General features: G+C 70.7%; 24 protein-coding genes. 8 read left to right on the top strand and 16 right to left on the bottom strand.

Annotated features, from left to right (window positions below; translation table 11 throughout):
- Positions 1 to 52: 52 nt before the first annotated feature.
- On the bottom strand, positions 53 to 1,174 hold the full coding sequence (locus HNR30_RS29835; protein WP_246379569.1) for a DegT/DnrJ/EryC1/StrS family aminotransferase: 1,122 nt from the start codon (positions 1,172 to 1,174) through the stop codon (positions 53 to 55).
- Between the two features lie 62 nt (positions 1,175 to 1,236).
- Here HNR30_RS29835 and HNR30_RS29830 point away from each other — a divergent pair, with 62 nt between their 5' ends.
- On the top strand, positions 1,237 to 2,439 hold the full coding sequence (locus tag HNR30_RS29830; protein WP_312894731.1) for a hypothetical protein: 1,203 nt from the start codon (positions 1,237 to 1,239) through the stop codon (positions 2,437 to 2,439).
- 12 nt (positions 2,440 to 2,451) lie between these two features.
- Here HNR30_RS29830 and HNR30_RS29825 read toward each other — a convergent pair whose 3' ends face one another.
- From HNR30_RS29825 to HNR30_RS29805, 5 genes are all read right to left on the bottom strand, one after another.
- Positions 2,452 to 3,507 carry a dihydrodipicolinate synthase family protein gene (locus tag HNR30_RS29825; protein ID WP_181613387.1) on the bottom strand — a complete coding sequence of 352 codons (1,056 nt, stop codon included), beginning with the start codon at positions 3,505 to 3,507 and terminating at the stop codon, positions 2,452 to 2,454.
- A complete protein-coding gene (locus HNR30_RS29820) occupies positions 3,507 to 4,511 on the bottom strand; it encodes an NAD-dependent epimerase/dehydratase family protein (protein ID WP_181613386.1) in 1,005 nt (334 codons plus the stop codon). Before HNR30_RS29820 ends, HNR30_RS29825 begins: the two co-directional genes overlap by 1 nt.
- Positions 4,512 to 4,573: 62 nt before the next feature.
- Positions 4,574 to 5,446, bottom strand: coding sequence for a Gfo/Idh/MocA family protein (locus tag HNR30_RS49505; RefSeq protein WP_181613385.1), 873 nt, complete (start codon positions 5,444 to 5,446; stop codon positions 4,574 to 4,576).
- A gap of 101 nt (positions 5,447 to 5,547) precedes the next feature.
- A complete protein-coding gene (locus tag HNR30_RS29810) occupies positions 5,548 to 5,928 on the bottom strand; it encodes a hypothetical protein (RefSeq protein WP_181613384.1) in 381 nt (126 codons plus the stop codon).
- Positions 5,925 to 7,448 carry an AbeC-like domain-containing protein gene (locus HNR30_RS29805; protein ID WP_181613383.1) on the bottom strand — a complete coding sequence of 508 codons (1,524 nt, stop codon included), beginning with the start codon at positions 7,446 to 7,448 and terminating at the stop codon, positions 5,925 to 5,927. The genes HNR30_RS29810 and HNR30_RS29805 overlap by 4 nt, the downstream gene beginning before the upstream one ends.
- 342 nt (positions 7,449 to 7,790) lie before the next feature.
- Here HNR30_RS29805 and HNR30_RS29800 point away from each other — a divergent pair, with 342 nt between their 5' ends.
- A complete protein-coding gene (locus tag HNR30_RS29800; RefSeq protein ID WP_181613382.1) occupies positions 7,791 to 8,624 on the top strand; it encodes a hypothetical protein in 834 nt (277 codons plus the stop codon).
- A 36-nt stretch (positions 8,625 to 8,660) separates the two neighbouring features.
- On the opposite strand, the gene HNR30_RS29795 is transcribed toward HNR30_RS29800, so the two are convergent.
- The 3 genes from HNR30_RS29795 to HNR30_RS29785 are packed head-to-tail and all read right to left on the bottom strand — an operon-like array spanning position 8,661 to position 12,877.
- Positions 8,661 to 10,475, bottom strand: coding sequence for a hydantoinase B/oxoprolinase family protein (locus HNR30_RS29795; RefSeq protein ID WP_181613381.1), 1,815 nt, complete (start codon positions 10,473 to 10,475; stop codon positions 8,661 to 8,663).
- Positions 10,462 to 12,492 (bottom strand): hydantoinase/oxoprolinase family protein, encoded by a 2,031-nt coding sequence (locus HNR30_RS29790; protein WP_181613380.1) that lies wholly within the window; start codon positions 12,490 to 12,492, stop codon positions 10,462 to 10,464. The genes HNR30_RS29795 and HNR30_RS29790 overlap by 14 nt, the downstream gene beginning before the upstream one ends.
- Positions 12,493 to 12,508: 16 nt before the next feature.
- Positions 12,509 to 12,877, bottom strand: coding sequence for a hypothetical protein (locus HNR30_RS29785; RefSeq protein WP_181613379.1), 369 nt, complete (start codon positions 12,875 to 12,877; stop codon positions 12,509 to 12,511).
- Positions 12,878 to 12,971: 94 nt separating this feature from the next.
- Here HNR30_RS29785 and HNR30_RS29780 point away from each other — a divergent pair, with 94 nt between their 5' ends.
- On the top strand, positions 12,972 to 13,634 hold the full coding sequence (locus HNR30_RS29780) for a thymidine kinase (protein ID WP_312894730.1): 663 nt from the start codon (positions 12,972 to 12,974) through the stop codon (positions 13,632 to 13,634).
- A 13-nt stretch (positions 13,635 to 13,647) separates the two neighbouring features.
- On the opposite strand, the gene HNR30_RS29775 is transcribed toward HNR30_RS29780, so the two are convergent.
- From HNR30_RS29775 to HNR30_RS29765, 3 genes are all read right to left on the bottom strand, one after another.
- Positions 13,648 to 14,178 carry a PepSY domain-containing protein gene (locus HNR30_RS29775; RefSeq protein WP_181613377.1) on the bottom strand — a complete coding sequence of 177 codons (531 nt, stop codon included), beginning with the start codon at positions 14,176 to 14,178 and terminating at the stop codon, positions 13,648 to 13,650.
- 38 nt (positions 14,179 to 14,216) lie between these two features.
- Positions 14,217 to 14,876, bottom strand: a complete 660-nt coding sequence (locus HNR30_RS29770) for a DsbA family oxidoreductase (RefSeq protein ID WP_181613376.1) — start codon at positions 14,874 to 14,876, stop codon at positions 14,217 to 14,219.
- Positions 14,877 to 14,937: 61 nt separating this feature from the next.
- The gene (locus HNR30_RS29765; protein ID WP_181613375.1) at positions 14,938 to 16,110 is read right to left on the bottom strand and encodes an amidohydrolase family protein; all 1,173 of its coding nucleotides are present in this window, start codon (positions 16,108 to 16,110) and stop codon (positions 14,938 to 14,940) included.
- Between the two features lie 60 nt (positions 16,111 to 16,170).
- Here HNR30_RS29765 and HNR30_RS29760 point away from each other — a divergent pair, with 60 nt between their 5' ends.
- Positions 16,171 to 16,674, top strand: a complete 504-nt coding sequence (locus HNR30_RS29760) for a MarR family winged helix-turn-helix transcriptional regulator (RefSeq protein WP_181613374.1) — start codon at positions 16,171 to 16,173, stop codon at positions 16,672 to 16,674.
- A gap of 69 nt (positions 16,675 to 16,743) precedes the next feature.
- Here HNR30_RS29760 and HNR30_RS29755 read toward each other — a convergent pair whose 3' ends face one another.
- The gene (locus HNR30_RS29755) at positions 16,744 to 17,640 is read right to left on the bottom strand and encodes a hypothetical protein (protein ID WP_181613373.1); all 897 of its coding nucleotides are present in this window, start codon (positions 17,638 to 17,640) and stop codon (positions 16,744 to 16,746) included.
- 104 nt (positions 17,641 to 17,744) lie between these two features.
- On the opposite strand from HNR30_RS29755, the gene HNR30_RS29750 reads away from it, so the two are divergent.
- Entirely contained in the window at positions 17,745 to 17,993 is a 249-nt protein-coding gene (locus HNR30_RS29750; RefSeq protein WP_181613372.1) for a hypothetical protein, read from the top strand.
- Positions 17,994 to 18,024: 31 nt separating this feature from the next.
- On the opposite strand, the gene HNR30_RS29745 is transcribed toward HNR30_RS29750, so the two are convergent.
- Positions 18,025 to 18,873 carry a helix-turn-helix transcriptional regulator gene (locus HNR30_RS29745; protein WP_181613371.1) on the bottom strand — a complete coding sequence of 283 codons (849 nt, stop codon included), beginning with the start codon at positions 18,871 to 18,873 and terminating at the stop codon, positions 18,025 to 18,027.
- Between the two features lie 138 nt (positions 18,874 to 19,011).
- Between HNR30_RS29745 and HNR30_RS29740 the strand changes: the two genes are divergently transcribed.
- Together HNR30_RS29740 and HNR30_RS29735 are read left to right on the top strand one after the other, a co-directional pair.
- Positions 19,012 to 19,791: an NAD(P)H-dependent oxidoreductase gene (locus tag HNR30_RS29740; protein WP_181613370.1), complete on the top strand. Its 780-nt coding sequence runs from the start codon at positions 19,012 to 19,014 to the stop codon at positions 19,789 to 19,791.
- 194 nt (positions 19,792 to 19,985) lie between these two features.
- Complete coding sequence (locus HNR30_RS29735; protein ID WP_220134148.1) at positions 19,986 to 20,489, top strand: pyridoxamine 5'-phosphate oxidase family protein; 504 nt, start codon at positions 19,986 to 19,988, stop codon at positions 20,487 to 20,489.
- A 93-nt stretch (positions 20,490 to 20,582) separates the two neighbouring features.
- Here the strand turns inward: HNR30_RS29735 and HNR30_RS29730 are convergent, their stop codons facing one another.
- Complete coding sequence (locus HNR30_RS29730; protein ID WP_246379566.1) at positions 20,583 to 21,533, bottom strand: zinc-binding dehydrogenase; 951 nt, start codon at positions 21,531 to 21,533, stop codon at positions 20,583 to 20,585.
- A 68-nt stretch (positions 21,534 to 21,601) separates the two neighbouring features.
- On the opposite strand from HNR30_RS29730, the gene HNR30_RS29725 reads away from it, so the two are divergent.
- Positions 21,602 to 22,252, top strand: a complete 651-nt coding sequence (locus tag HNR30_RS29725) for a TetR family transcriptional regulator (RefSeq protein WP_181613369.1) — start codon at positions 21,602 to 21,604, stop codon at positions 22,250 to 22,252.
- Between the two features lie 341 nt (positions 22,253 to 22,593).
- Here HNR30_RS29725 and HNR30_RS29720 read toward each other — a convergent pair whose 3' ends face one another.
- Entirely contained in the window at positions 22,594 to 23,277 is a 684-nt protein-coding gene (locus tag HNR30_RS29720; RefSeq protein ID WP_181613368.1) for an SRPBCC family protein, read from the bottom strand.
- Between the last annotated feature and the right edge of the window lie 19 nt (positions 23,278 to 23,296).

Below are 23,296 nucleotides of genomic sequence, written 5' to 3'. Positions count from 1 at the left end.
CGAAACCTAGTGACCGGGAGACAGGGGGTCAATGCTTGATACATGAACGTAACTACGGACCGGTCCGGATAACCTTCGCGATCAGCGCCACGTGCTCCGGGGTGTAGTGCTCGTTCCACTCGACGACCAGCAGGGTCCTGCCGACCAGCTCCTCCGCCACCGGGCACGGGCGGGGCTCGTAGCCCTCCAGGGGGTAACGCGACGTGCCGTAGATCGGGGCGTCCCAGACCGGCGCCCGGTTCAGCGGAGCCTCCAGGTAGCCGGCCCTGGCCGGGACCCCCGCCGCCCGCAGCCGCTCCGCCAGGGCGGCGGCGTCGGGCACGATGAGCGGGAACAACCACCAGGCGTGACCCTCCGGACGCGGCAGGACCACGTCGGGCAGGCCCTCCAGCAGGCCCAGGAGCTCCAGCGCGGTCGAGCGCCTGGACCTGACCACCCCCGGGAGCTTGGCGAGCTGGGCGCGGGCCACCGCGGCCTGCAGCTCGGTCATCCGGTAGTTGAGCCCGAAACTGGCGTGCGAGCGTCCGGCGGCCCTGTCCCAGCCCTTGTCGGCGAACAGGCGCATCCGGCGGGCCAGCTCGTCGGAGGAGGTGACGGCCAGGCCGCCGTCACCGCAGGTGATGTGCTTCCACTGCTGCAGGCTCAGGCATCCGACGTCGCCCACGCCGCCCACGGGCCGCCCGTCGGGCAACACCGACGACCAGGCCTGGGCGCAGTCCTCGATCAGCATCACCCCGGCGTCGGAGGCCAGCTCACGCAGCTCGCCGAGCCTGGCCGGAGCCCCGAACAGGTGCACCGCCATGATGGCCCTGGTCCGGGGGCCGATGAGCCCGGCGACGGCCGCGGGGTCCAGATTGCCGTCGGACGGGTCCACATCGGCGAAGACAGGGACGGCGTTCTGCGCCAAGATGGGGGCCACGGTCCCGAAATCCGTGATCGGCGTCGTGATGATCTCGTCACCGGGATCAGGCGCCGCCGCCACGACAGCCAGGTGGAGGGCCGCGGTGCCGGAGCTCGCGCTGACCGCGTGCCGTACCCCGTGCAGCTCCGCGACCTCGCGCTCCAGGGCGCGGGCCTCGGTGCCCCAGACGGAGTTGAGCATGCCCGAGCGGATCACCCGCTCCGCGGCGGCCACCTCCTCATCGCCGAGGGTGCGGCCATCGGGCTCGGCCATGGTTGGAAAGTGGAGCTCCATTAGTTAGCCTTTCGGTCTGGACCGGAACAAAGGAGGCGTGGGTGGGCATCGTCATCGGGGTCGTCGGACCGCATGATCTGGTCGACGACGTCGCTGCGACCTGCGAGGAGCAGCCGGGCGTCAGCGCGCTGCGCCTCGACTACGACCACGAGTCGCAGGCCACCTCGATCGTCGAGGCACACGCGAGCGCCGTCGAAGGCTGGCTGTTCACCGGCATCGTGCCGTACATGCTGGCCCGCGACGCCGACCTGCTCACCCGGCCGGCCGCGTTCGTCGACTACTCCGGCGCCACGCTCCTGTCGGCCCTGGTACGGCTCCAGCACGAGGGCCACGACGTGACCCGCCTGTCGATCGACACGCTGGCCACCGGCGACGTGACCGCCACCTTCACCGAGGCGGGACTCCCCGTCGGCCAGGTGCGCACCATGCCCTACCGGGCAGGCGTCACCTCGGCCAAGACCGCAGCCTTCCACCGCAAGTCGCACGCGGCGATCACCTGCCTGAGCTCGGTCTACGAGGAACTGCGCGGCTCGATGCACGTCCACCGCCTGGTCCCCTCCGTGCACTCGGTGCGCGTCGCCCTGCGCCAGCTGCTGCTGACCGCCGAGGGCCAGGCGACCGAGGACGCCCAGATCGCCCTCGGGCTGATCGAGGCCGACAGCGACGAGGGACTGCTGCGCGAGGCCACCGCGCTCGGCGGCACCCTGGCCGCCTTCCGCGGCGGCACGCACCTGCTGGTCACCACGCGCGGGCCGCTCCACGACGCCACCGGCGGCTTCTCGGCGCTGCCCATGCTGGCCAGGCTGACCGGCGCGGGCAACCGGGTGGTGCGGGTCGGCTTCGGCCTGGGCCGCAGCGCCGCCGAGGCCGAGAGCCTCGCACGCCGGGCACTGAGCCGCGCCCGCCGCATCGGCGACGTGGCGGCGGTGCTGTCGCTGCGCGCCGACACCGACATCGTGCTGGAGTCGGTGGGCACCGCCCCCGCACCCGAGCAGAACCTGTCGGTCATCGCCCGCCGGGTGGGGCTGTCGGTGCCGACGCTGGAGAAGCTGCTGGAGGCGCGCGAGGCGGCCGGCGGCGAGCCGCTGACGACCAAGGAGATCGCCGAACGGCTCGCGGTCCAGCAGCGTACGGCCCGGCGCATGCTCTACCGGCTGGAGCTGGCCGGACTGGCGGAACGCACCGGCAACCTCACCAGCGGCTCCAGCGGCCGCCCGCTCACGCTCTACCGGCTGACGATCTGACATCGGTGGCCGCTACTTGAGCCAGCGGTCCAGGCCCTCGGCGACGAAGTCGTCGTCGCGAAGCCACGGGTAGGCCGCCCAGACCCGGTCGATCTCGGCCAGCTGGCCCGGCGACAGCTCCTCCTGCGGATCCAGGCACCACCGGCCGGCCAGCAGCCCCTGGCGGCGCAGGATCTCGTGGATGCCGGGGATGCAGCCGTGGAAGCCGTTGGCGGAGTCGAAGATGGCGGCGTTGGCGTCGGTCAGGTGGCCGTCGAGCGACAGCAGCCGCCTGGTCGCCGCGTCGTCGCCCGCGCGGGCCCGCCTCGCCTCGTCGAGCAGCTCGACCGCCCGGCGCACCCACACCGCCCACTGGCCCAGCAGCCCGCCGACGAACTCGACCTCCACCTCGCGTCCGTCGACCACGACCCGGTGCGGGGTGATCAGGTCGGCCAGGATGTGATCGTCGTTGCCGGTGTAGAGGGCCACCTCGCCCTCGCGACCCGAGCGGCAGACACCGTGCAGCACGTCGAGGGTGCGGTAGCGGTCGAAGGGGGCGACCTTGATGCCGGCCACCGCCTCGATCGAGGCCAGCCTGGTCCAGAAGTCGCGCGACAGGGCGCGGCCGCCCACGGCGGGCTGCAGGTAGAAGCCGATCACCGGCAGCACCTCGCCGACCGCGCGGGCCCGCTCGATCAGCTCGTCCTCGTCGGCCTCCCGGTAGGGGCTGAGCAGCACCATGTGGTAGCCCAGGTCGCGGGCCAGCTCGGCCTCGGCGACCGCCTGCGCGGTGGGCCCGGTCGCCCCCGCGACCAGGACCACGTCGCGGGAGTATTCGCGGGCCGTCTCGGCGGCCAGCTCCAGCACCGGGGCGAGCAGCGGCGTGCCGTGGATGGCGAACTGCGTGGTGTGCACGCCCACCGCCAGCCCGCCCGCGCCCGCCTCGACGTAGTAGCGGGTCAGGGCCCGCTGCCGCCGCTCGTCGAGCTCGCGCTCGGCGGTCAGGGCCAGCGGGTGCGCCGGGATCACCAGCCCGCGGCGGAAGAGCTCGCGCACGCTCGTCTGCGCCTCGGGCGCCGTCGACAACATCAGAACTGCCCATCCCGTCGTTCGAACTTGGTCGGCTTGCCCAGCAGCGGACCGCCGCCGGCCACCCAGCGGGCGGTGTGCTCGATGAGCTCCTCCGGCGTGATGCCGGGGTAGCCGTAGGTCCTGTGGCACCTGCCCGCGTTCGACAGCAGCGCCGTGGGCGCCTCCTGCCCGGTGAAGACCGGCTCCTTGCCGAGCGCGGCGCCCAGGGCCGTGGCCGCCTGCCGTACGGAGACCAGCTCGGGCCCCGTCACGTTGAGCACGTACGGCGGGGCGGCGGAGGCGTGCTTGAGCGCGCGCAGCGTGACCTCGTTGGCGTAGCCCTGCCAGACGACGTTCACCTGCCCCGTGGACAGGTCGACGGGCGTGCCGTCGAGCACCTTCTGCGCCAGGTCGACCAGGACCCCGTAGCGCATCTCGACGGCGTAGTTGAGGCGGATCAGCGCCAGCGGCGTGCCGTACCTCTCGGAGAAGTGCTCGAAGATGCGCTCGCGGCCCAGGCAGCTCATGGCGTACTCCCCCACCGGCCCGGTCGGGGAGTCTTCCGTGCTGCCGCCGCTCGTCACCGGCACGAGCGGGTAGACGTTGCCCGTCGACAGGGCGGCGATGCGGCTGTCGCGGAAACGCTCGGCGACGCGGCCGGGCAGGTAGGCGTTGGTGAACCAGGTGGCGTGCTCACGCCCGGACGTGCCGAACTTCGCTCCCACCAGGAAGACGACGTTCTTCGCGTCGGGCAGGTCTCTGAGCGCCCGCTCGTCGGCCACGTCGGCCCTGACGACGGTGGCGCCCTCGGCGGTCAGCGCGTCGGCCAGGCCCGGCTCGGAGAACCTGGACACGGCGATGACGTTCCTGGCCCCCGCCCTCAGCGCCAGGCGCACCAGGCTGGGACCGAGTTTGCCACCCGCGCCCAGGATCATCAGGTCACCGTCGAGCTCGGCCAGATCCGCGGTGAGTGCGGCGCTGGGTTCCGCCAGGCGCTCTTCGAGTTCGGCAACGTTAAGCAACCCCGACTCCTCTCATTTACGGTCCAGACCGTAACTAGGAGGGGGTTGCGGTGTCAATGCCTCTACGCCTCCCGCGCGCTGACCAGGATGTCGAGGATGGCCCGGGTCTGCTCCCACGGGACCGGGCTCGGGGCGCCGCCGACCATCGCGAGGAAGGCGTCGATGGTGCCCTCGTAGCCGAGGTCTCCGGCGATGACGATCTCGTCGGCGCCCGTGCGGGTGTGGACGGTGACGGTGTAGGACTCCTCCTCGCTGACACCGAGCACCTCGACCGTGCCGGGGATGCCGCTCCCCCACCACTGCATCGCGATCACACCGGTGTCCTCCGAGCGCAGGGTGTCGTAGTGCCTGATCGCACCGGCCGCGCCGACCAGGCTCACCTCGGGGCCGAGCAGCGCCACCAGCAGCTCCACGCCGTGCACGCCCATCGTCACCAGCGTGCCGCCGCCCTCGCCCGGGGTGTCCTGCCAGGGGTTGTATCCGGTCGCCCAGATGCCGACGTCGTGACGCACGGTCGCCCGGACGGCCAGCACGTCGGCGGGATCGATCACGCGGTCGCGGAAGGCGGGCGCGAAGCGCAGCACCGAGCTCGACAGCACCCGCTCGGCGCACGGCCTGATCAGGTTGTCGATGGCGGTCAGCTGGTCGCGGGTGGCCGCGGCGGGCTTGTTGATGAAGACGGGCACGCCGGTGTCGAGCACCGGGCCGAGCGCGGCGGGCACCTGCGGCGTGGGCACGGTGAGCACGATGCCGTCGAGGTCGCGCGCCAGGAGCTCCTCCAGGTCGCCGGCCACCGCGGCGGACGGGTGCTCGCCGGTGAAGGTGGCCAGCCGCTGCGCGTCGGGCTCCCACACGGCCAGCTCGCCATGACGGGCGAGCGTCCGGGCGTCGGCGTAGGGGTGGCTGGTGGCCAGTCCGGCCATGGCGATGCGCACGGTCTTCCTCCTGAGCGGTGGGAGTTAGACGATAGCGGCGGCAACGCCGGGCGGACGGACGGCCCGGCCAGAGCGGCGTGCGGACCAGACGGACGGACGGCTCAGCCGAACAGGTCGCGGATCTGGTTGACGACCTCGACGATCGTCGTGACCTCGCCCGCACGCACCGACAGGCGGCGCAGCGCATCCAGGATCCTCGACCGGTCGGGGTCGGCCTCGGCCAGCTCCTGTCGCACGTCCTGGGCGTCACGGCGGGCCCGCTCCGGCTCGTCCACCTGCTCGGCGTGCTCGGTGAGCAGCTGCTCCAGCCGGTCGAGCAGCGCGGCGAGTTCCGTGCCCTGCGCCGAGCCGATCGTGGTGACGCTCGCCACGGCGTGCGGGCCGACCGCGACGGGGCCGCTGACCACGCCGCCGTGGATGTTGACGACGTTGACGCCCCCGTTGACTCCCCCGTTGGCGGCGTTGTTCATGGTGTTGCTCATTCCGCTCCCCCTGCGCGCTGGTTGGCCGTGGCCGCGGCGTTGTGGCCGACGGCGATGGGGCCCGCCGAGGCGTTCTCGGCCAGGTTGACGGTGTTCATGGTCACGCTGGCGGCCTGCAGCCGGTAGGCGCCGGTGTCGACCTGCCGCTCCTCCAGGAAGTCGAGCACAGCCTCGGTCAGGCGCTGCTCGATCATCCGCGTGTACTTGGCCGCGTCGAGCGTCTGCACGTATGTCTGCATGGTGGCGCTCGCGCCGAGCTCCCGGACGCTGAAGCGTGCCCCGTAGGGGTAGACCAGGTGTTCGGCGGGGTCGGGAATCGACATGCTCCGCCGTACGGCCTGCAGACCCGAACGGGCCAGGCGCCACGGAGCCGCCACGATGTCGCGCAGGAGACCCAGGCGCACCACCTTCACCGCCTCCCAGGCGATGCGAGATCTGCCCGCTTTGGGCAGAGCGTCCACCACATGGTAGGACGCGGCCGCGGGAGGCAGATGTGTGACCACGAACTGGGTGTAGAGCATGCGGCCTTCGACGGCGAGATAGATGAAGGCCGACGTGAGCGCCTCCTGGTCGGAGGCCGGCGCCACCAGAACACCGCCGGCGTCGCGGATCTCCTGGCCGGTGTTGCTGATCGTGACCCGCTGGTAGTAGCGCACCCCGCCCTGAGGATGGCGGATGATGGCGGCGATCTCCTCGGGGGTGGCCCGGTGGCGCGGCAGGCCGTCCTTGTCGAGCATGGGATGCGGCGCCTGGTTGCCCGCCCAGTCCGCGACGGTGAACACGCCGCGCACCACCACCTGGTCGCCGAGGTCGAGGTTCTGGATGCTCTCGCGTGGGTGCAGGACCCGCGCGCGCATGTCGGCCAGCCTTTCCCGCACGAAACCGTGCAGCTCCACGGGGTCGATCTCGACCGGCCGGTCCTGGATCCCGCTGCGTGCGGTGGGCGTGCCGCCCTGGCGCAGGCGGTCCAGTTCCACCGCGATGGACCAGCTGCGTGCCACCCGCCCGGCGCCCATGAACGGGTCCTCCGTGGCGTACATGGTGAGGTTTCCCCACTGGGCCTGGTCGATGTAGGCCAGGCGGCTGCGCAGCCTGTAGTCGGTCGCGTACGCGGGCGGCGCGGGACTGCCGGGCCGCAGACCGCCGGCGAGCGTGAGGTAGACCGCGACGCGGTAACCCAGGGCGACGCCCAGCGTCGCCAGGGAAATCAGCAGCGCCCCGAAGAAGACGTTGAGCAGGCCGGCCTCCACATCGGCAGAGCCGGTCAGCGGGTCGTAATCCACCCCCCACGTCCCGCCGACGAGGAGCACCACCAGGCCCACGTAGAGCAGCATGAGCATCGCCAGGAGGGCCAACACCACGGAGAAGGCGCGCATGACGAACCGGGCGCTCCCGGTCCACTTGACGGTCAGCAGCGCCACGGGCAGCAGGAGCAGCACCCACATGGTGGTGGAGATCGGCATGATCATCATCCCCACCATGAGGCAGCCGGTGATGATCCCGTCGCGGACCAGCAGCATGGAGCGCGACCGCCGGCAATGATAAATAACTGGAATGAGGTCGAAACCCCCATAAGAAGGTGCAACTGCCCTAAAGGGGTCCTGCAATGTTTCGGCCAGGACGCGATCACGGAATTTGACGTCCAAATATGCCGCCGCGCTGAGGTACCGCGTGGTGTTGCCCATGGACCTGCCGCCCAGGGGCGCGTCCTGCAGAACGCCTGCCACGGTCTGATTCGTCATCCTCGCCTCACCTTCGCAACAGGCAAAGCTTAAGAAAGACGGATCACACCTCTGTTGCTTGTTATCAAATAGCCTCAATAATTCCAGGGCTCGAGCCGCAATCTTCCAGAGGATTGGTTCATGCAGGATTCGGTATCCAACCGGTCGTGCGGGCGGTGCGGGGCCGTCCTCGGGCCTCCGGCCACCTGCCCGCGCTGTGGCGTCCCGTCGGCCCAGGCGCCGCCCCCGCCGCCCGCGGACCTGGTGCGTCACCGGCGTCAGCGGCGCAGGCTCCTGTCGCGGCTGCTGCTCGGCGGCGCGCTCGTCGCGGTGGCCGGGCTGGTCTCCTGGTGGATCCTGTCGGGCAGCGCACCCTCCTCCGTGGCCGGCGAGGCCCAGGCGCGGGAGGCGGGAACGGGGCAGCAGCCCCTCCCCAGACCCCCGTCGCCCGCCGGACAGACGGCCGAGCCCACCACGGAGGCCGAGCCGGGCACGGAGGCGGGCCACACGGAGCAGGAACCTGCCGACGGGCAGGATGCGAGGCAGGCCGAGGCCATCGAGTCCCTGCTGTCGGGCAGCCATGCGAGCCGCAGCAACCTGGGCGACGCGATCGCCGCGGCCAGCAGCTGCGAGCGTGCCGGGGTGAGGCGGATCGCGGAGATCACCGCCGGCCGCCGTGACCAGCTCGCGCAGGCGAAGCGGCTGGAGGTCGGATCGCTGCCGGACGGGGAGGCGGTCAAGAGCGCGCTCGTCGAGGCGCTCGACGCCTCGCACCGCGCCGACGCCGCCTTCCACGCCTGGGCGCGGCGCTACCAGGCGGGTGGGTGCGCGGGGAAGGTGTCACGTGATCGCGACTACCGCCGCGGCCTGGCGCACTCGGAGAGCGCGCAGACGGCCAAGGAACGCTTCGCCGACGCGTGGCGGCCTCTCGCGCGGACCTACGACCTGACCGCCTGGGCGGCGGACGAGATCTGAAGCCGGTGGCACGCCGGCGGCTTCAGAACCGGCCGCCTACAGTTCGTCGACCTCCGCGTTCGTACGGCCGGCGGCGAGCTTCGGGTAGCCGGGCCCGCGGTCGAAGAAGGCACGCTTGCCCGCCCTCATCGTGGTGCGCAGCTCGGCGGTGCCGACCTCGTCGACGCGGCCGTCCTCCAGCACCACGCCATAGTCGCCGAGCGCTCCCGCGATCGACACCTTGCCGTCGCGCACGTCGGCCGCGACCTTCCTGGGGTCGCGGTCGTACGGCGAGCCCCAGCCGCCGCCCCCGGTCGTGCGGATCCTGATGACCTCGCCCGCCTTGACCGGGTGGTCGTCGACGAGCCCCTCCATCTCCTTGCCGTTGACGTCCACCCGGAAGGGCCGCCCCGCCAGGCCGCCGTTGACGCCCCAGCACGACAGGATCGACCGGTCGGCGATCGACATGTACGACGCGTCTCGCAGCATCCTGATGTGCTTGTCGTAGCCGAGCCCGCCGCGGAACTCGCCGGGCCCGCCAGAGTCGCACGCCAGCGCCAGCCGCTCCACGCGGAAGGGCCAGCGGGCCTCGGCGAACTCCACCGGGATGTTGCGCGAGTCGGGCACCACGTGGATGGTGTCCTCGCCGTCGGCGTACCAGCGGCCGCCCGAGCCGCCGCCCAGCACCTCGCGCATCAGGTACGGCACGCCCTCGGCGTCGGAGCCGTGGACGCCGGTGTAGCGGATGGTCTCCTGGTCGGCGGGCATGCGTCCGCCGGTCGCCTTGGCCAGCACCCCGGCCAGCACGCCCAGAAGCCTGAGGATGACGAACGTCCTGGCGTTGGTGGGCGCGGGGAAGACCGGCGTGAGCAGGGTGCCCTTGTCCGGGAAGACCATCTCGATCAGCGGCACGACGCCCTCGTTGACGTCGAGCTCGGCCATGCGCTCGGGGGTGTCGGCGAGGTTGCGCAGGATCGGGGCGAGCCACTTCTTCAGGAACACGCCGTCGGCGTAGTCGCCCGCGTGGTTGATCGGGCCCTTGGCCTGGGGCGAGGTGCCGGTGAAGTCGATCGTCAGCGGCGCGGCCTGCGCGTGGTCGACGGTCAGGGTGATGCGCTGGGTGTGCAGGCGGGGTTCGTCGACGCCGTCGTGCTCGGCGTAGTCCTCCCAGACGTAGGTCCCTGCGGGGATCTTGGCGAGCAGTTCGCGGCGGAAGGTCTCCGTCGTCTTGTCGATGATCGCGTCGAAGCAGGCCTCGACGGCGGCTCTGCCGTACCGGTCGAACAGCTCGGTGAGGCGGCGCGCGCCCATCAGGCAGGCCGAGCACTCGGCGTCGAGGTCGCCGGCCAGGGAGTCGGGCATGCGCGAGTTGCGGGTCATGATGCGCAGCGCCGCCTCGTTGGGCACGCCCTGGTCCCACAGCTTGATCGGGGGGACCATGAGGCCCTCCTCGAAGACGGACCTGGCGTGGGAGGGCATGCTGCCGGGCACGGCGCCGCCGATGTCGTCGTGGTGGCCGAAGGCCTGCACGAATGCGACCACCTGGCCGTCGTGGAAGACGGGGACGGTGACGCACAGGTCGGGCAGGTGGCCGATGCCGCCTTCTGAGAGGTAGACGTCATTGTGGAAGTAGACGTCGCCGGGCTTCATCGTCTCGACCGGGAAGTCGCGGACGATGGGCTGGACGAGGGCGCTGTAGCTGCGGCCGGTGAGCTTGCGCAGGCCGACGTCGTGGATGCCGGCGCGGAAGTCATGGGCGTCGCGGATCATGGGGGATCGCGCGGTGCGGGCGATGGCCGTCTCGACCTCCTTCTCGACGCTCGCCAGCGTGCCCTCGACGATTTCCACCAGGATCGGATCAGCTGTGGTCACGTCGGATCTCCAGGTTGCCGAACTCGTCCACCGTCGCGGTGAAGCCGGGGTGGATGGGGACGGTCGAGCCGTACTCCTCGATGACCGCGGGGCCGGTGACCGTGGCGCCTGGGCCGAGGGCGCGGCGCTGGTGGATCGGGGTCTCGTGGTGGCGCTCGAAGTGCACCGTCCGCGTCACCGCGGGCTCGGCGGGCTGTGCGCTCTCGTCGAGCAGGTCCTGCGCCACCCTGCGGCGGATCGGGGGGCGGGTGATCGGCCCGATGCCGGAGACGCGGAGGTTGACCCACTCGACGGCGTGGCGGGGATCGTCTCGGTACGCGTAGCCGTACAGCCTCTCGTGCGCCTCGTGGAAGCGGTCGAGCACCTCCTCGCGCCACTCGTCGGTGAGCTCGCCGGCCGGGGCGGTCACCCTGACCTCGTAGGCCTGGCCGTAGTAGCGCAGGTCGGCGCTGCGGGCGAACACGGGCTCGTCGAAGCCCTCGCGCTCCAGGGCGGTGGCCGCCTCGCGTTCCAGCGAGCCGTAGAGGTCGGCGGCGCCGGCGAGTGACAGCTCGCGGGTGACGTAGGTGCGCACGTAGTCGTTCTTGACGTCCACGGTGAGCAGGCCGAACGCGGAGACGGTGCCCGGGTCAGGCGGCACGATGACGGCGGGCAGGCCCAGGATGTCCATCAGGCGGCAGGCCAGCAGCGGGCCGGAGCCGCCGAAGGTCACCAGCGGGAAGTCGCGCACGTCGAGGCCGCGCTTGACGGTGATCTGGCGGATGGCGTTCGACTGGTTGAAGGCGCTGATCTCCAGGATGCCCTCGGCCAGGCGCTCGGGGGTGAGGTCGAGCTTCCCGGCGAGCGCGGTGATCCCCGCCCGCGAGACCTCGACGTCGAGGGGGATCTCCCCGCCGAGCAGGTGCGGCGGGATACGGCCGAGGAAGACGTGGGCGTCGGTCACGGTCACCTCGGTGCCGCCGCGCCCGTAGCAGAGCGGTCCGGGGTCGGCCCCGGCGGACTTGGGCCCGACCTTCAGCGTGCCCTCGGGCGAGATCCAGGCGATGGAGCCGCCGCCCGCGCCGACGGTGACGATGTCGATCATCGGGATCTTGCACGGGTACCGGCCGACCGAGCCCTCGGTGGTGATGGAGGGCTCGCCGTCGACGACCACCGCGACGTCGGTGGAGGTGCCGCCGCCGTCCAGGGTGATCACGCTGGGGTGCCCGGCGGTGGAGGCGATGAGCGCGGCGCCGAGCGCTCCGGCGGCGGGTCCGGACAGCACCGTGGTGATCGGCTGGTGGACCACTTCGGCGGCGCTGAGGATGCCTCCGTTGGACTTCATCACCGAGAACTGCCGTCCCAGACGCTGGGAGAGGTTGGCGAGGTAGCGCTGCATCGCGGGCTTGACGGCGGCGTCGACCAGGGTGGTGACCGAGCGTTCGTACTCGCGGTACTCCCGCAGCACGTCGCTCGACAGGCTCACCACGGCTTCGGGGTGCTCTCGGGCGATGACCTCGCGCATGCGCCGCTCGTGGGCGGGGTTGGCGTAGGAGTGCAGGAAGCACACGCCGATCGAGGTCACGCCGCGTCCCCTGAACCAGCGGGCGGCCTCGACGGCCTGCGCCTCGTCGAACGGCCGCACCTCGCCGCCGCGGTGGTCGAGCCGCCCGCCGACGGTCCTGACGCGGTGTACCGGGACGATGCGCGGCGGCTTGACCCAGAAGTAGGAGTTGCCGTAGCCGTCGGGCACGCTCTGCCGGGCGATCTCGAGGATGAACTCGAAACCTTCCGTCGTGATGAAGCCGAGGTCGTCGATCCGGTCCTCGAGCAACTGGTTGGTGGCCACGGTGGTGCCGTGCACGACGGAGGCGTCGTCCACGTCGCCGACCTTGGCCAGGCCGGTCATGAAGCCGTCGGCCGGGTTGGCGGGGGTCGACGGGGTCTTGACGGTGATCAGGTCACCGGTGTGCTCGTCGACCGCGACCACGTCGGTGAACGTGCCCCCGGTGTCGACGCCGATACGCAGGCTCCGCATGGCTCAGTATCTACTTCTACTGATTCCTGCGCCTACCCAGGACCTCATCGATCACCCGGGGCGCGTGTTCCGTGCCCACGTAGGCCGCGAGCCGTACGACCAGTTCCTGCGATCTGGCCAGCTCGGCCTCGACCTTGGCCTTGCCCGACTGGCCCGCCTGGATGCCGAAGTAGGCGCCCATGATGGTGCCGACCACGCCGGCCAGGCCCGCGAAGAGGACCACCGACTCCTGGGTGGCGAAGACCGCCGCGCCGAAGGCGGCGAGAATGGCCACGATCCCGATCACGACGACCAGGAAGCCGTAGCGCCAGCGCACCTGGTCGGCCTGCTGCGCGGTGAGGTCGTCGGTGCGCATCATGGCATCGAGCGCTGTTTCCGTTGGCAAGGTTCCTCCTGTTGCTCTTGGGACAAATCTTCCACGTAGTGACAGGAGTAGCCAACCGCCTTGGTAGTCTCCCGATGACCATAAAGGGGGATCAGTGCAGTTCAATCGGGTTAGCCAGCTTCGGTTCTTCTATGGGCCGATGGACTGCGGGAAGTCCACCCTGGCCCTCCAGATGAACTACAACCACCACCGCCAGGGGCGGCGCGGGCTGGTGCTCACCAAGCACGACCGCTCCGGCGGGCCGCAGGTCACGAGCCGGATCGGGCTCGGGCTCGAGGCCATCGAGGTCACCGACAGCATGGACCTGATCGAGCTGGTCAAGCTGAACGACGGCGTCGACTACCTCATCTGCGACGAGGCCTGCTTCTACTCGGTGGAGCAGATCGAGCAACTCGCCGATCTGGTGGACCAGCAGGGCGTCGACGTCTACGCCTTCGGCCTGGCCTCCGACTTCCGCTCGGTGATGTTCCCCGCCGCGCAGCGCCTGTTCGAGCTGGCCGACGAGGTGTGCCGGTTGCAGGTGGAGGTGCTGTGCTGGTGCGGGCGCGCCGGGCAGCTGAACGCCAGGATCGTCGACGGCGTCATGGTGCGCACCGGCGAGCAGGTCGTGATCGGCGACACCGTGCCCGACACCTCGGAGCCCGCCCCCGCTCCCCTGCCGGACCTGGAGATCTCCCAGCCGGAGGTGCGCTACCAGGTGTTGTGCCGCCGCCACCACCGCGAAGGGAACCTGGGGCTCTCCCCGGCTTGGGAGTAGGCCGGCTCCTCCCTCAGCCGCCCGGGGTCGCGGACGGCTCGGTGACCACCGCGCCGGTGACCGCGTCCACCTTGACCTCGCCCACCACGCGGTCCTCGCCGATCAGCTCGACCTCCCAGAGGGTGCGCCCGTCGTCCTGCTCGAGCTGCGCGGTCACGACGGGCTTGCCGGGAACGGCCTGCCTGGCCTTCTCCACCGCCTGCGTCATGCTCAGCTTCACCGCGCTCAGCTCGGCCTTGGCCTCGGCCGCGTCGTCGGCGCCCTCGTCCTGGCGTGCCGTGATCTGCCCGCTCTCCGCGTCGATGCGCAGGTCGGTCACCTTGCCCGCCTGCGTGTACACGCTCGCCAGCCACACCGGCGGAGGCGCCTGGCCACGCGTGAACTGCAGCAGCGTGGGAGTGCCCTCCTTCGCCGCCACCGCCGCGGCCTCGTCGAAGTCGATCTGCACGGACGGCGTCGGCGTCGGGACCGTCGCGCTCATCCCGGCACCGGTCTCGGCGCCGCATCCGGCCAGGGCCAGTACGGCGAGCAGCCACCATCTCATGAGCGGCTCCTACCCGGAGCCGCCCCAAGACAAGGTCATCAGACGGCGCAGTATCCGTCGTCGCAGCCGTCGCCGGCGGGAGCCAGCGGCACCTGGCCGGTGCGCTCGGCCACCTCGTCGATGACCTGGTCGAACACCTCGTCGGGCTGCGCGCCCGACACCGCGTACTTGTCCTCGAACAGGAAGTACGGCACGCCGGTGATGCCCAGGTTCCGCGCCCTGGCCAGCTGCTCGTCGACCTGCGCCGCGCCCTCGCCGCTGTCGCTGACGCCCACCTCGGCCGCGAGCTTGGCGAGCACGTCGGGGTCGCCCACGTTGAGCCCGTCGGTGAAGTGCGCCCTGAACAGCGCGTCGGCCATCTCGTGGCCCTTGCCCTGATCGGTGGCGACCTCGATGAGCCGGTGCGCCTCGAACGTGCCGGTGTGCACGGCCTGGTCGAAGTTCATCTCCAGGCCCTCCTGCGCGCCGACCTCACGGACCCGCGAGGTCATCTGGGCCACGTTCGGCCCGAACTTCTGCGCGAGCGCCTCCAGGAGCGGCTGCCCCTCGCTGGTGGCCTCCGGGCTGAGCTGGAACGGGCGGAAGGTCACCTCGACCTTGCCGCCCTTGGCGCGGAAACGATCGGCGGCCTTGGCGAAGCGCACGTGGCCGATGTAGCACCAGGGACAGACGACATCTGAGAAGATCTCCACTTTCACGTCAATGGACAACCATGTGAGGTTTGTCCAGATTCCCGGAGTGGCCCGGAGCCTGCCGTGGTCAGGTGAAGGCCAGGTCACGAGCCGAGCCGGCGAGGGCGTCCAGGACTTTCGGCAGGTCGTCGCGGAGCAGCCGCCCGCCGCGCTTGACCACCTTCCCGCCCACCAGCACGGTGTCCACCGCCCGGGTGTCGGCGGCCAGCACGATCGTGGCGATCGGGTCGTGCACGGGCGCCAGCCCGGCCAGGTCCGTCCGCATCAGGATCAGATCGGCCTGCTTGCCCACGCCCAGGGACCCTGCGACGTCACCCACTCCCGCCGCTCGCGCACCGCCGATCGTGGCCATCCGCAGCACGTCGCGCGTCGACAGACCCGGCAACATCGCGGTGGTGCGCATGATGCCGAACATGTCGCCCGGCCCGCACATCACCGTGTCCGCGCCGAGCGCCACCGCAACGCCAGCCTCCTGCGCCGCGACGATCGGCGGGGCTCCCATGCCGAGCCTGGTCTCCACGACGGGCGACACCGACAGCGTGCCGCCGGAGTCCGCGATCCGCTTCAGCCCCTCCCCCGTGAACGCCGCGCCGTGCACGTAGTTGGTCCGCTCGCCGTACAGTCCGTCGTTGCGCAGGTGCACGCTGACCGGCAGGCCCAGCTCACGCGCGACCTCCAGCTCTCGCTCCGCCGCCTCCGGCCCGATGAACTCCGGCCCGCGGGCGGCCAGCATGGTCGTGATCCGTCCGCTCACGCGCGCCGCCTCGCCCCGGAGTGTCCCGAGCGTGCCGCAGTAGCCGAAGACGGGGCGGACGCCCGATTCCAGCAGTGCGTCCACGGCCGCGTCGGTGTGGTCGGGGGTGAGCTGGATGTGCGACCAGTCCAGGACTGTGGTGATTCCGGCGTCGAGGCACTCGAGTGCGCCGGCCAGGTTGGCGGCGTGCACGTCCTCGGGCCGGTAGCGGTGGGTGACGCCGTTGATGACCCGCTCCAGGTAGTCGCCGAAGGTCATGTCGCCGCCCGCGGCGCGCAGTCCCGCCTGCCAGGTGTGACGGTGGCCGTCGACGAACCCCGGCATGACGATCATGCCGGTCGCGTCGATGACCTCGGCGTCTTCCGCGTACGGCAGAGCGGGGCCCACGGCGTCGATGCGCCCGTCCACGACGCGCACATCGGCGACGCCCAGGACGACGGGAGCCGGTTCGGTGTCGATGACAGTGCCGTTCTTGATGATCAACATGATTTTAGCTTAGTGAAAAGCTTTCTTAAAAGCAATATGGAAGGCTTGTAGCCTCGGAGGGTGCACAAGGACGAGATCGACGAGCTGGCCGCCGGATGGGCACGGAGCCTGCCCCCGCCGATGGTGGCCACCCTCGAGCTCAGCAAGCGCATCTCGCGCATCGGCGGCCTCTTCGAGCAGGCACTCAAGGCGGAGCTGGCCGAGCTGGGGCTGACCTACGCCGAGTTCGACGTGCTGGCCGCGCTGTACCGGGCCGGTCCTCCGCATCGCATGAAGCCCAGCGACCTGGCCAAATCGCTCTACCTCACCTCGGGGGGCACCAGCAACGTGCTCCAGCGGCTGGCCTCGGCGGGATACGTGGAGCGGGAGGACAATCCCGGCGACGCGCGCAGCCGGTGGGTCCAGCTCACGGCCGAGGGGCGGCACATCGCCGCACAGGCGCTCGACGCGTCGGTGCGCGCACACGAGGAGGTGGTCGCGGGCGTGCCGGAGGAGTCGGTACGGCAGGCGGCGGACGCCCTGCGCGAGGTGCTCGCGATCGTGGGCAGACGCCGCTTCCGCTGACCCTCGCCGGGAGAGAGGCTCCCGCTGACCCGCGCGCTTCCGCTGACCCTCGCCGGGGAATCGCCCTCGTTAACCGTCGGCCAGCTCCCGCAAACGATGCGGCAGATACCCCGAATCGTCCACCAGCGCCGAGGCACCGCGCCACCATCCGAACCACTCGGCGCTGCGCCACATCCAGTCGACCCGCTCGATCGCCGCCACCACCTCACCCACGGTGCGCCAGCGCTCCCCGAGCAACTCCGACGTCGCCCCATGCCGCGACGCCCAGTCGTAGAGGATCTTCACCGCCTCCTCGGGCACCTCCCGCGCATACGGGTCGGGCTCGTCCCCCGGCAGCGGATGCGGCCCCAGCCCGGCGGCCACCCCCCAGCTCCACTGGGTCTCAGCGGGCCGCGAGTAACGCAACGACTGGAAGTCCAGGTTGGACCCCAGATCCTCGTCCGGCCGCCGCGTCACCACCGCGTCGAGCCGCCCTCCCGCGTCGAAGTGCACCACCAGCCGCTGTCCCGGCTTGGCGCCGTCCGGCAGATCGAAACGATCCTCGGCCTGCCACGAGTTCAGGTCGACCTGGGCGACCGCCGCACCCCACAACGCGTCGGCCGCGTCGTCGGCGATCCAGGCGGCCAGCATCTCCAGCACCGTCAGATCGGTCCACGGCTCGATCGCCGTAGCCGTGTCGAGCACCTCCTGAGGCGCCGGCAACTTCGCGCCGCGCGCCTGGGTCCACCACTGCTCCCCCAGCTCCCGCGTGCCCACGAGCAGCGCGGCGATGGAAGCCAGCTCGGCCGACCGCCGGGTGAGGGAGGCGCCGAGTGCGAGCACCACGCAGCGATCAGTGCGGTCCGGCCCGATGACCGGCCGCGCGTCGTCGATGAGCAGCGACGAGGTCGGCCGCTCCTCGCCGAGCAGATTCTGAATGACTCGTCTTGCCTCGATGCGGGCGTCTTCAGCACGTGCCTGGCGCATATGCCCACGCTACGCCGGGAGATCCTTTTCGGCGAGGCCTTGCAGCGGTCATACCGCTGTGTTGCCCTCCGGATCCTTGACAAGGTTCGGTAAGGTACCCGTTCATGACCTTTGACATGGATCATCAACTTTCGCCCCTACCTTGGCAGACGCGGGTGGAGATGGTTCACGATCCGATCATGGCGTGGGCGGCCGTCGAGGAACCGACGCCGCAGGAGTGGCTCATCCTTGAGGTGTGCGTGGCCGTGGTGGCCGTCTCCACGGTGGCGATGGTGTGGCTGTACCGGCGGGTTCTGAGCAGCAAGCGGCGGGAGTACGCCGTAACGCGATCATCGCCGGGATCAGGCCAGTGAGGCGTTTGCGGCGGCAGGCATGCGTCGTTGGTTACTCCATGACCTGCGCGTTCACTGCGGGATGCGCGTCACCGCTGTCCATGCCCAGGCCCGCGAGCAGACGCAGCCCGTCCTCGGCGGGGCTGCCGGGGGCTGCGGACAGCACCAGCACCTCCATGCCCGATTCATCCGGTAGTGCAAAGTTCTCCTGGTGCAGCTCCAGCAGTCCGACCAGCGGGTGCCGGAACGCCTTGCGTCCGTGTGTGCGGGCGCGCACGTCCGCGCGGGCCCAGAGGCGGCGGAAGCGCTCGCTGCCCATCGCCAGTTCGCCGATGAGTGAGGCCAGGCGAGGGTCCTCGGGGTATTTCCCGGCGGCCAGGCGCAGATGCCCGACCACGTCCAGGGTGCATCTGTCCCAGTCCGCGTACAGGCCGCGCTCGGCCTCCTCAAGGAAGATGTGCCGGGCGGTGTTCAGGCCCGGGATCGGCCGGCCGTAGAGGAGCCGGGCGAGGCGGTTCCCTGCGAGGACGTCCAGGCGGTGGTCCATGATCAGCGCGGGTGCGCCGGCGACCATGTCGAGGACGCGCAGCAGCTCCGGCCGGACCCACCCGCCCGGCGCCTTCGCGTGGCGGCGGCGCTGCCGGGCAAGCCGGTAGAGGTGCCCGCGTTCGGTCCCGTCGAGGCCGAATACGCGGGCGAGCGCGTCGAGGACCTGCTCGGAGGGCTGAGTCGCGCGGCCCTGCTCCAGGCGTACGTAGTAATCGACGCTGACCCCGGACAGGTGCGCGACCTCTTCGCGGCGCAGCCCCTCCACCCGGCGGCGACTGTCGGCGGGGATGCCGGCGGCAGCCGGGTCGACCCGGGAACGCCGGGTCCGCAGGAATCCCGCGAGATCGTCCATGCACCCAGTGTGGCATCGGCGGTGCCCGTGAAGGTGGTCCTGCCATTACCAGGAAGTCCCGTCCACTGGAAGAGGCGCCCCTGAATTCCAGGCGCCGCGGCTCCCAGAATCGGAGGCACCCGATCTGAAGGAGTTCCCATGAAGACGCTGATCGTCTACGCCCACCCTGAGCCGAACTCGCTCAACGGCTCGCTGAAGGATCTCGCGGTGTCGTCCCTGGAGACCGCCGGGCACGAGGTACGGGTGAGCGATCTGTACGCGATGAACTGGAAGGCTGTCGTGGACGCCGCGGACTACGGCCCCGACGCCTCGAGTCCGCTGAAGGTCGCCCTGGACTCGGGCCGGGCTTTCGACGCCGGGACGCTCACCCCGGACGTCCTCGCCGAGCAGGAGAAGCTGCTGTGGGCCGACACCATCATCTTCCAGTTCCCGCTGTGGTGGTACACGATGCCCGCGATCCTCAAGGGCTGGGTGGACCGGGTGTTCACCTACCACTTCGCGTACGGCGTCGGCGAGCACAGCGACACCAGGTACGGCGAGCGCTTCGGCGAAGGCACCCTCGCGGGCAGGAAGGCTCTGCTGTCGGTGACCGCCGGCGGACCGGAGTCGCACTACGCCGCTCGCGGGATCAACGGCCCCATCGACGATCTGCTGTTCCCGATCCACCACGGCATCCTCTACTACCCGGGCATCGAGGTTCTGCCGCCGTTCGTGCTGTACGGCACCGACCGGATGACCAGCGAGGACTACCCGGACGTCGCCAAGGCCTGGGAGCAGCGCCTGCTCACCCTGGAGTCGACTGAACCGATCGCCTTCCGACCGCAGAACTTCGGCGACTACGAGATCCCCTCGCTCCATCTGAAGGAAGGACTGGAGCCCGCGGGCCGCACGGGTTTCGGGCTGCACGTACGCGGCTAGGAGCCGTCCGGGAGTTCGGATCACGCGGTTGAGGTGAAGAGCTCCGGATCGACCCGCTCGCGCGATCCGGTGAGCGTCCAGGCAGGACACTTCCACGAGGCTGCCGGGAAGGGTGGACCAGGCGATCACAGCAGCGGAGTCCTGGTCCACCCCATCCATCAGGTCGGTTCCCGCGAACTAGGATCTGGACAGTAGTGATCATCGGAGATGACGGGAAGTGGAAACCGATGTCTGGCGAGTTGTTCGATGCGGCGCTGACGCTGTTGCGAGCCAACCCCTATGGCTTCTTGACCACGGTGAACGACGGGCAGCCGCATAGTCGGCTCGTCCAGCATGTCGGTGTTGACGCCGACGGGACCGTGTGGATCGGGACCAGTCCGGCATCTCGCAAGGCGGCCGAGATCTCACGTCATCGGATGGTGACCTATGCGGTCGAAGACAGGGCTGCCTTCGCCTATGTGTGCTTGCAAGCGGACGCCGAACTGGTCCGTGACAAGGATGAACGGGTAGCCCGGTGGCAGGACGGGTTGGAGGCATTCTTTCCGGACGGCCCGGCGGGGAACGACTTTGTGCTGATCCGGTTGCGGCCGCACAGGGTCGAACTCATGGACTTCGTCCGCAAGGTCCACCCCGACCCCTACGGGCTGGTTCCCGCCGCCGTCGAGCAGCGGGAAGGCTCATGGGTGCCCAGCTACTGACGGCCAGTGGGCAGCCCCTGGCGGATGGGCTCCACCTGTAGGGCACCCTGTCCACGATCTACGGCTGGAGCCGGCCTCCTGGGGAGGGGACCGTCAGGTGAGGTCGAGCACCGCCTTGCCGTGCAGACGGCGTTCCGTGAGGGCGCTCACCGCCTCGGTCGCGTCGTTCCAGGTGCCGCGCCACGTGATCTCGGGGCTCAGCACCGCGTCCGCGACCTGCTGGGCCAGCCAGGCCAGGTCCCTGTCCAGTCCGTCGCAGAACAACAGCATGAACGTGACGATCGAGCGATCGTCACGTCCTGGTCCACTGAACAGGGCGCCGTAGGGAAAGCTCTCGCCGTCACCCGAGGAGTGCCCGACCGCCACCAGGGTGCCTCCCTGACCGAGCTGATCGAAGGCTTCCACCAGTTGCGGGCCGCCCACCATGTCGAGCACGCCATCGAACCCGCCGCCGGCTTGCGCGGGACCAGTGACGACCTCGTGGGCGCCCAGAGCGCGCAACGCCTCGCCATGCTGAGCGGGGTCGCCGGTGGAGGCGACCACCTGTGCGCCGCCGAGCCGGGCGAGTTGGACGGCGTAGCGGCCGACGCCTCCGGTGGCGCCGGTCACGAGGATCCTGCGTCCCAAGATGGGCCCGATCCGGTGGAGCGCGCGCAGCGCGGTGCCGGCCGCGACCGGGATGGTGCTGATCGCGCCCGGCTCCGCGTGCTCGGGCGCCACGCCGATCCAGTCGGTACGCACAGCTCGGACCTCGGCCCAGCCGCCGCTCTCCTCGAGGGTCACGACGGGGGTCCCCACGGCGGGCCCTGACCCGTCCGCCGCCGCCTGGACGACGACTCCGGCGGCGTCCCATCCGAGCACCGTCCCCTCTGCGGCTGTCTCGATGCCGTGTTTGACCTCGCCGTAGTTGAGCGAGGTGGCCGTGACCCGGACCAACGCCTGGTTGGGGGCGGGCACAGGCTCGGCCACTTCCCCCACCCGCAGGCCACCGGGGACGGAACGATCAACGATCAGGGCGCGCATGGCGATCCTCTCCTCAGACATTCCACACAAAGTGCTACTGAGGAGCATAAGCCTATGAGGAGCGTTTGCGTACCCGTTACACTTGGAGGATGACCGCCGACATCTCCCCCGCGTCCGCGCCGGAAACGCTCTCGCTGCGAGAACGGAAGAAGCTCAGAACCAGGGCGGCGCTGGTCGACACAGCCCTCGCGCTCTTCACCGAGCGCGGCTTCGACGGAGTGACCCTCGACGAGTTGTGCGAAGCCGTCGAGGTCTCCAAGCGCACCTTCTTCCGGAATTTCGCCAGCAAGGAACAGGTCGCCTCCGCTCCGCTGGAGGCGCTGTGGGACGGCTTGCGCGACGACGTCGAGCACCTGTCCTTCGATGGCGCGCCCGTCCTGGAGGTGTTGCAGGAGGCGCTGCTCGTGAGCCTCGCACGCATGGACGACAGCGGAGCCTGGGTGACCCGCGTACGGCAGAGCCGGGAACTGGCCGAGCTCACGCCATCGATCACCGCCTACGGGCTCCAGTACTGCGACCGCACCAGCGCCGCCATCGAGGCGACCTTGCAGCGCAGGCTGAGCCTGGACCCGGCAGACCCACGGCCGAGGCTGGCACTGGACCTGCTGGTCGCGTCATTCCACGCCGCGCTGCGAGCCTGGACCGCCAAACCCGGCACACCCACCCACGCGGCTCTCGCGGCCGAACTGCGGTCGGTCTTCGCGGTCCTGCCCGGTGCACTCACCTTCAGCAGGGCCTGACCAGCGGGTGCAACGCGATGTCCACGCTGACTGAGCCCCGCCCATGTACGCCCAGAAGCCGGTCCGCCAGCTCGATCTCGAGCGCACGGCGCCCGCACTCCGGAAGGCGCCGGCGCAAGAATCGCTGGAAACATCCCGACTCTGACCACCTGATCGCCTATGACCACCGACCAGACTTGGGGCCTCCTCGTTTCAGGCCCGCCGGACTTGGGCGCCCATCGGGGAGCCGAGGGGCAGATCCCTTCGCCCGGGGGCGTGGGGGTGGGCCGCAGACGCACCCCCACACTGAGCACTGCCCGAGCATGAAAACGCCGTAGGCGGCCCCGGCGAGGACCTTGCCGTCAGTGGGGGCGGCGGCGGCCGAGGAGCCAGCCGACGGCGACGCCGGCGAGGGCGGTGAGGGCGCCGAGGCCGAAGGCGGCAAGAAGGGCGTTGGGCGAAGGCGAGGCCGTGGGCGTCGCGGCGGGGCGGTGGAAGACGGTGGGAGGCGATGCCGCCCCGGTGGACGCGACGGAAGGCGCCCCGGTGGGTGTGAGCGCGGTGGTGTCAGCGTCAGCCGGGGCAGCAGCCGAGAGAGGACCGCCCTCCGGTGCGAGCAGCACCGCCTCCACCGCCGCGAAGAAGTCCCCCGCGGTCCGTTTGGCGACGGCCCCCAGCATGCGCTGCCCCACCCCGCCGATGACCCCGCCGACGACGGCCTCGGCGTCGTAGTCCACCCGGGTCCCCCCGTCGGCGTCGCTCAGCCGTACGGCTACCGTCGCCTCCACGGTCCCGGGCGCGCCGGCGCCCCGCGCCTTGAGGACGAAGCTGTCCGGCGGCAGCGGCGACGACAGCGCCACTTCCCCGTCGTACACGCCTTTGATGGTGGCGACTCCGGCGCTGACGGTCATGCGGTAGGTGTCGGGCCCGATCTCCTCCAGGCGCTCGCACCCGGGGATGGTGCGCACGAGGACCGCCGGGTCCTGGAGCGCGGCCCACACTCGTTCTCTGTCGGCGCCGATCACGGCACTGCCTGCGACCTTCACCCAGCACACTCTAGGGTTC

The sequence above is a fragment of the Nonomuraea soli genome, assembly GCF_013761175.1.
GTDB lineage: Bacteria > Actinomycetota > Actinomycetes > Streptosporangiales > Streptosporangiaceae > Nonomuraea > Nonomuraea soli.
This window is presented reverse-complemented; position numbering and strand designations above follow the sequence as displayed.

Excerpts from the sequence above, each read along its gene's own strand:
- HNR30_RS29835 (WP_246379569.1), bottom strand. The coding sequence starts at position 1,174 with ATGGCCGAGCCCGATGGCCGCACCCTCGGCGATGAGGAGGTGGCCGCC.
- HNR30_RS29825 (WP_181613387.1), bottom strand. The coding sequence starts at position 3,507 with ATGTTGTCGACGGCGCCCGAGGCGCAGACGAGCGTGCGCGAGCTCTTC.
- HNR30_RS29810 (WP_181613384.1), bottom strand. The coding sequence starts at position 5,928 with ATGAGCAACACCATGAACAACGCCGCCAACGGGGGAGTCAACGGGGGC.
- HNR30_RS29805 (WP_181613383.1), bottom strand. The coding sequence starts at position 7,448 with ATGCTGCTGGTCCGCGACGGGATCATCACCGGCTGCCTCATGGTGGGG.
- HNR30_RS29800 (WP_181613382.1), top strand. The coding sequence starts at position 7,791 with ATGCAGGATTCGGTATCCAACCGGTCGTGCGGGCGGTGCGGGGCCGTC.
- HNR30_RS29790 (WP_181613380.1), bottom strand. The coding sequence starts at position 12,492 with ATGCGGAGCCTGCGTATCGGCGTCGACACCGGGGGCACGTTCACCGAC.
- HNR30_RS29775 (WP_181613377.1), bottom strand. The coding sequence starts at position 14,178 with ATGAGATGGTGGCTGCTCGCCGTACTGGCCCTGGCCGGATGCGGCGCC.
- HNR30_RS29765 (WP_181613375.1), bottom strand. The coding sequence starts at position 16,110 with ATGTTGATCATCAAGAACGGCACTGTCATCGACACCGAACCGGCTCCC.
- HNR30_RS29755 (WP_181613373.1), bottom strand. The coding sequence starts at position 17,640 with ATGCGCCAGGCACGTGCTGAAGACGCCCGCATCGAGGCAAGACGAGTC.
- HNR30_RS29750 (WP_181613372.1), top strand. The coding sequence starts at position 17,745 with ATGACCTTTGACATGGATCATCAACTTTCGCCCCTACCTTGGCAGACG.
- HNR30_RS29745 (WP_181613371.1), bottom strand. The coding sequence starts at position 18,873 with ATGGACGATCTCGCGGGATTCCTGCGGACCCGGCGTTCCCGGGTCGAC.
- HNR30_RS29740 (WP_181613370.1), top strand. The coding sequence starts at position 19,012 with ATGAAGACGCTGATCGTCTACGCCCACCCTGAGCCGAACTCGCTCAAC.
- HNR30_RS29730 (WP_246379566.1), bottom strand. The coding sequence starts at position 21,533 with ATGTCTGAGGAGAGGATCGCCATGCGCGCCCTGATCGTTGATCGTTCC.
- HNR30_RS29725 (WP_181613369.1), top strand. The coding sequence starts at position 21,602 with ATGACCGCCGACATCTCCCCCGCGTCCGCGCCGGAAACGCTCTCGCTG.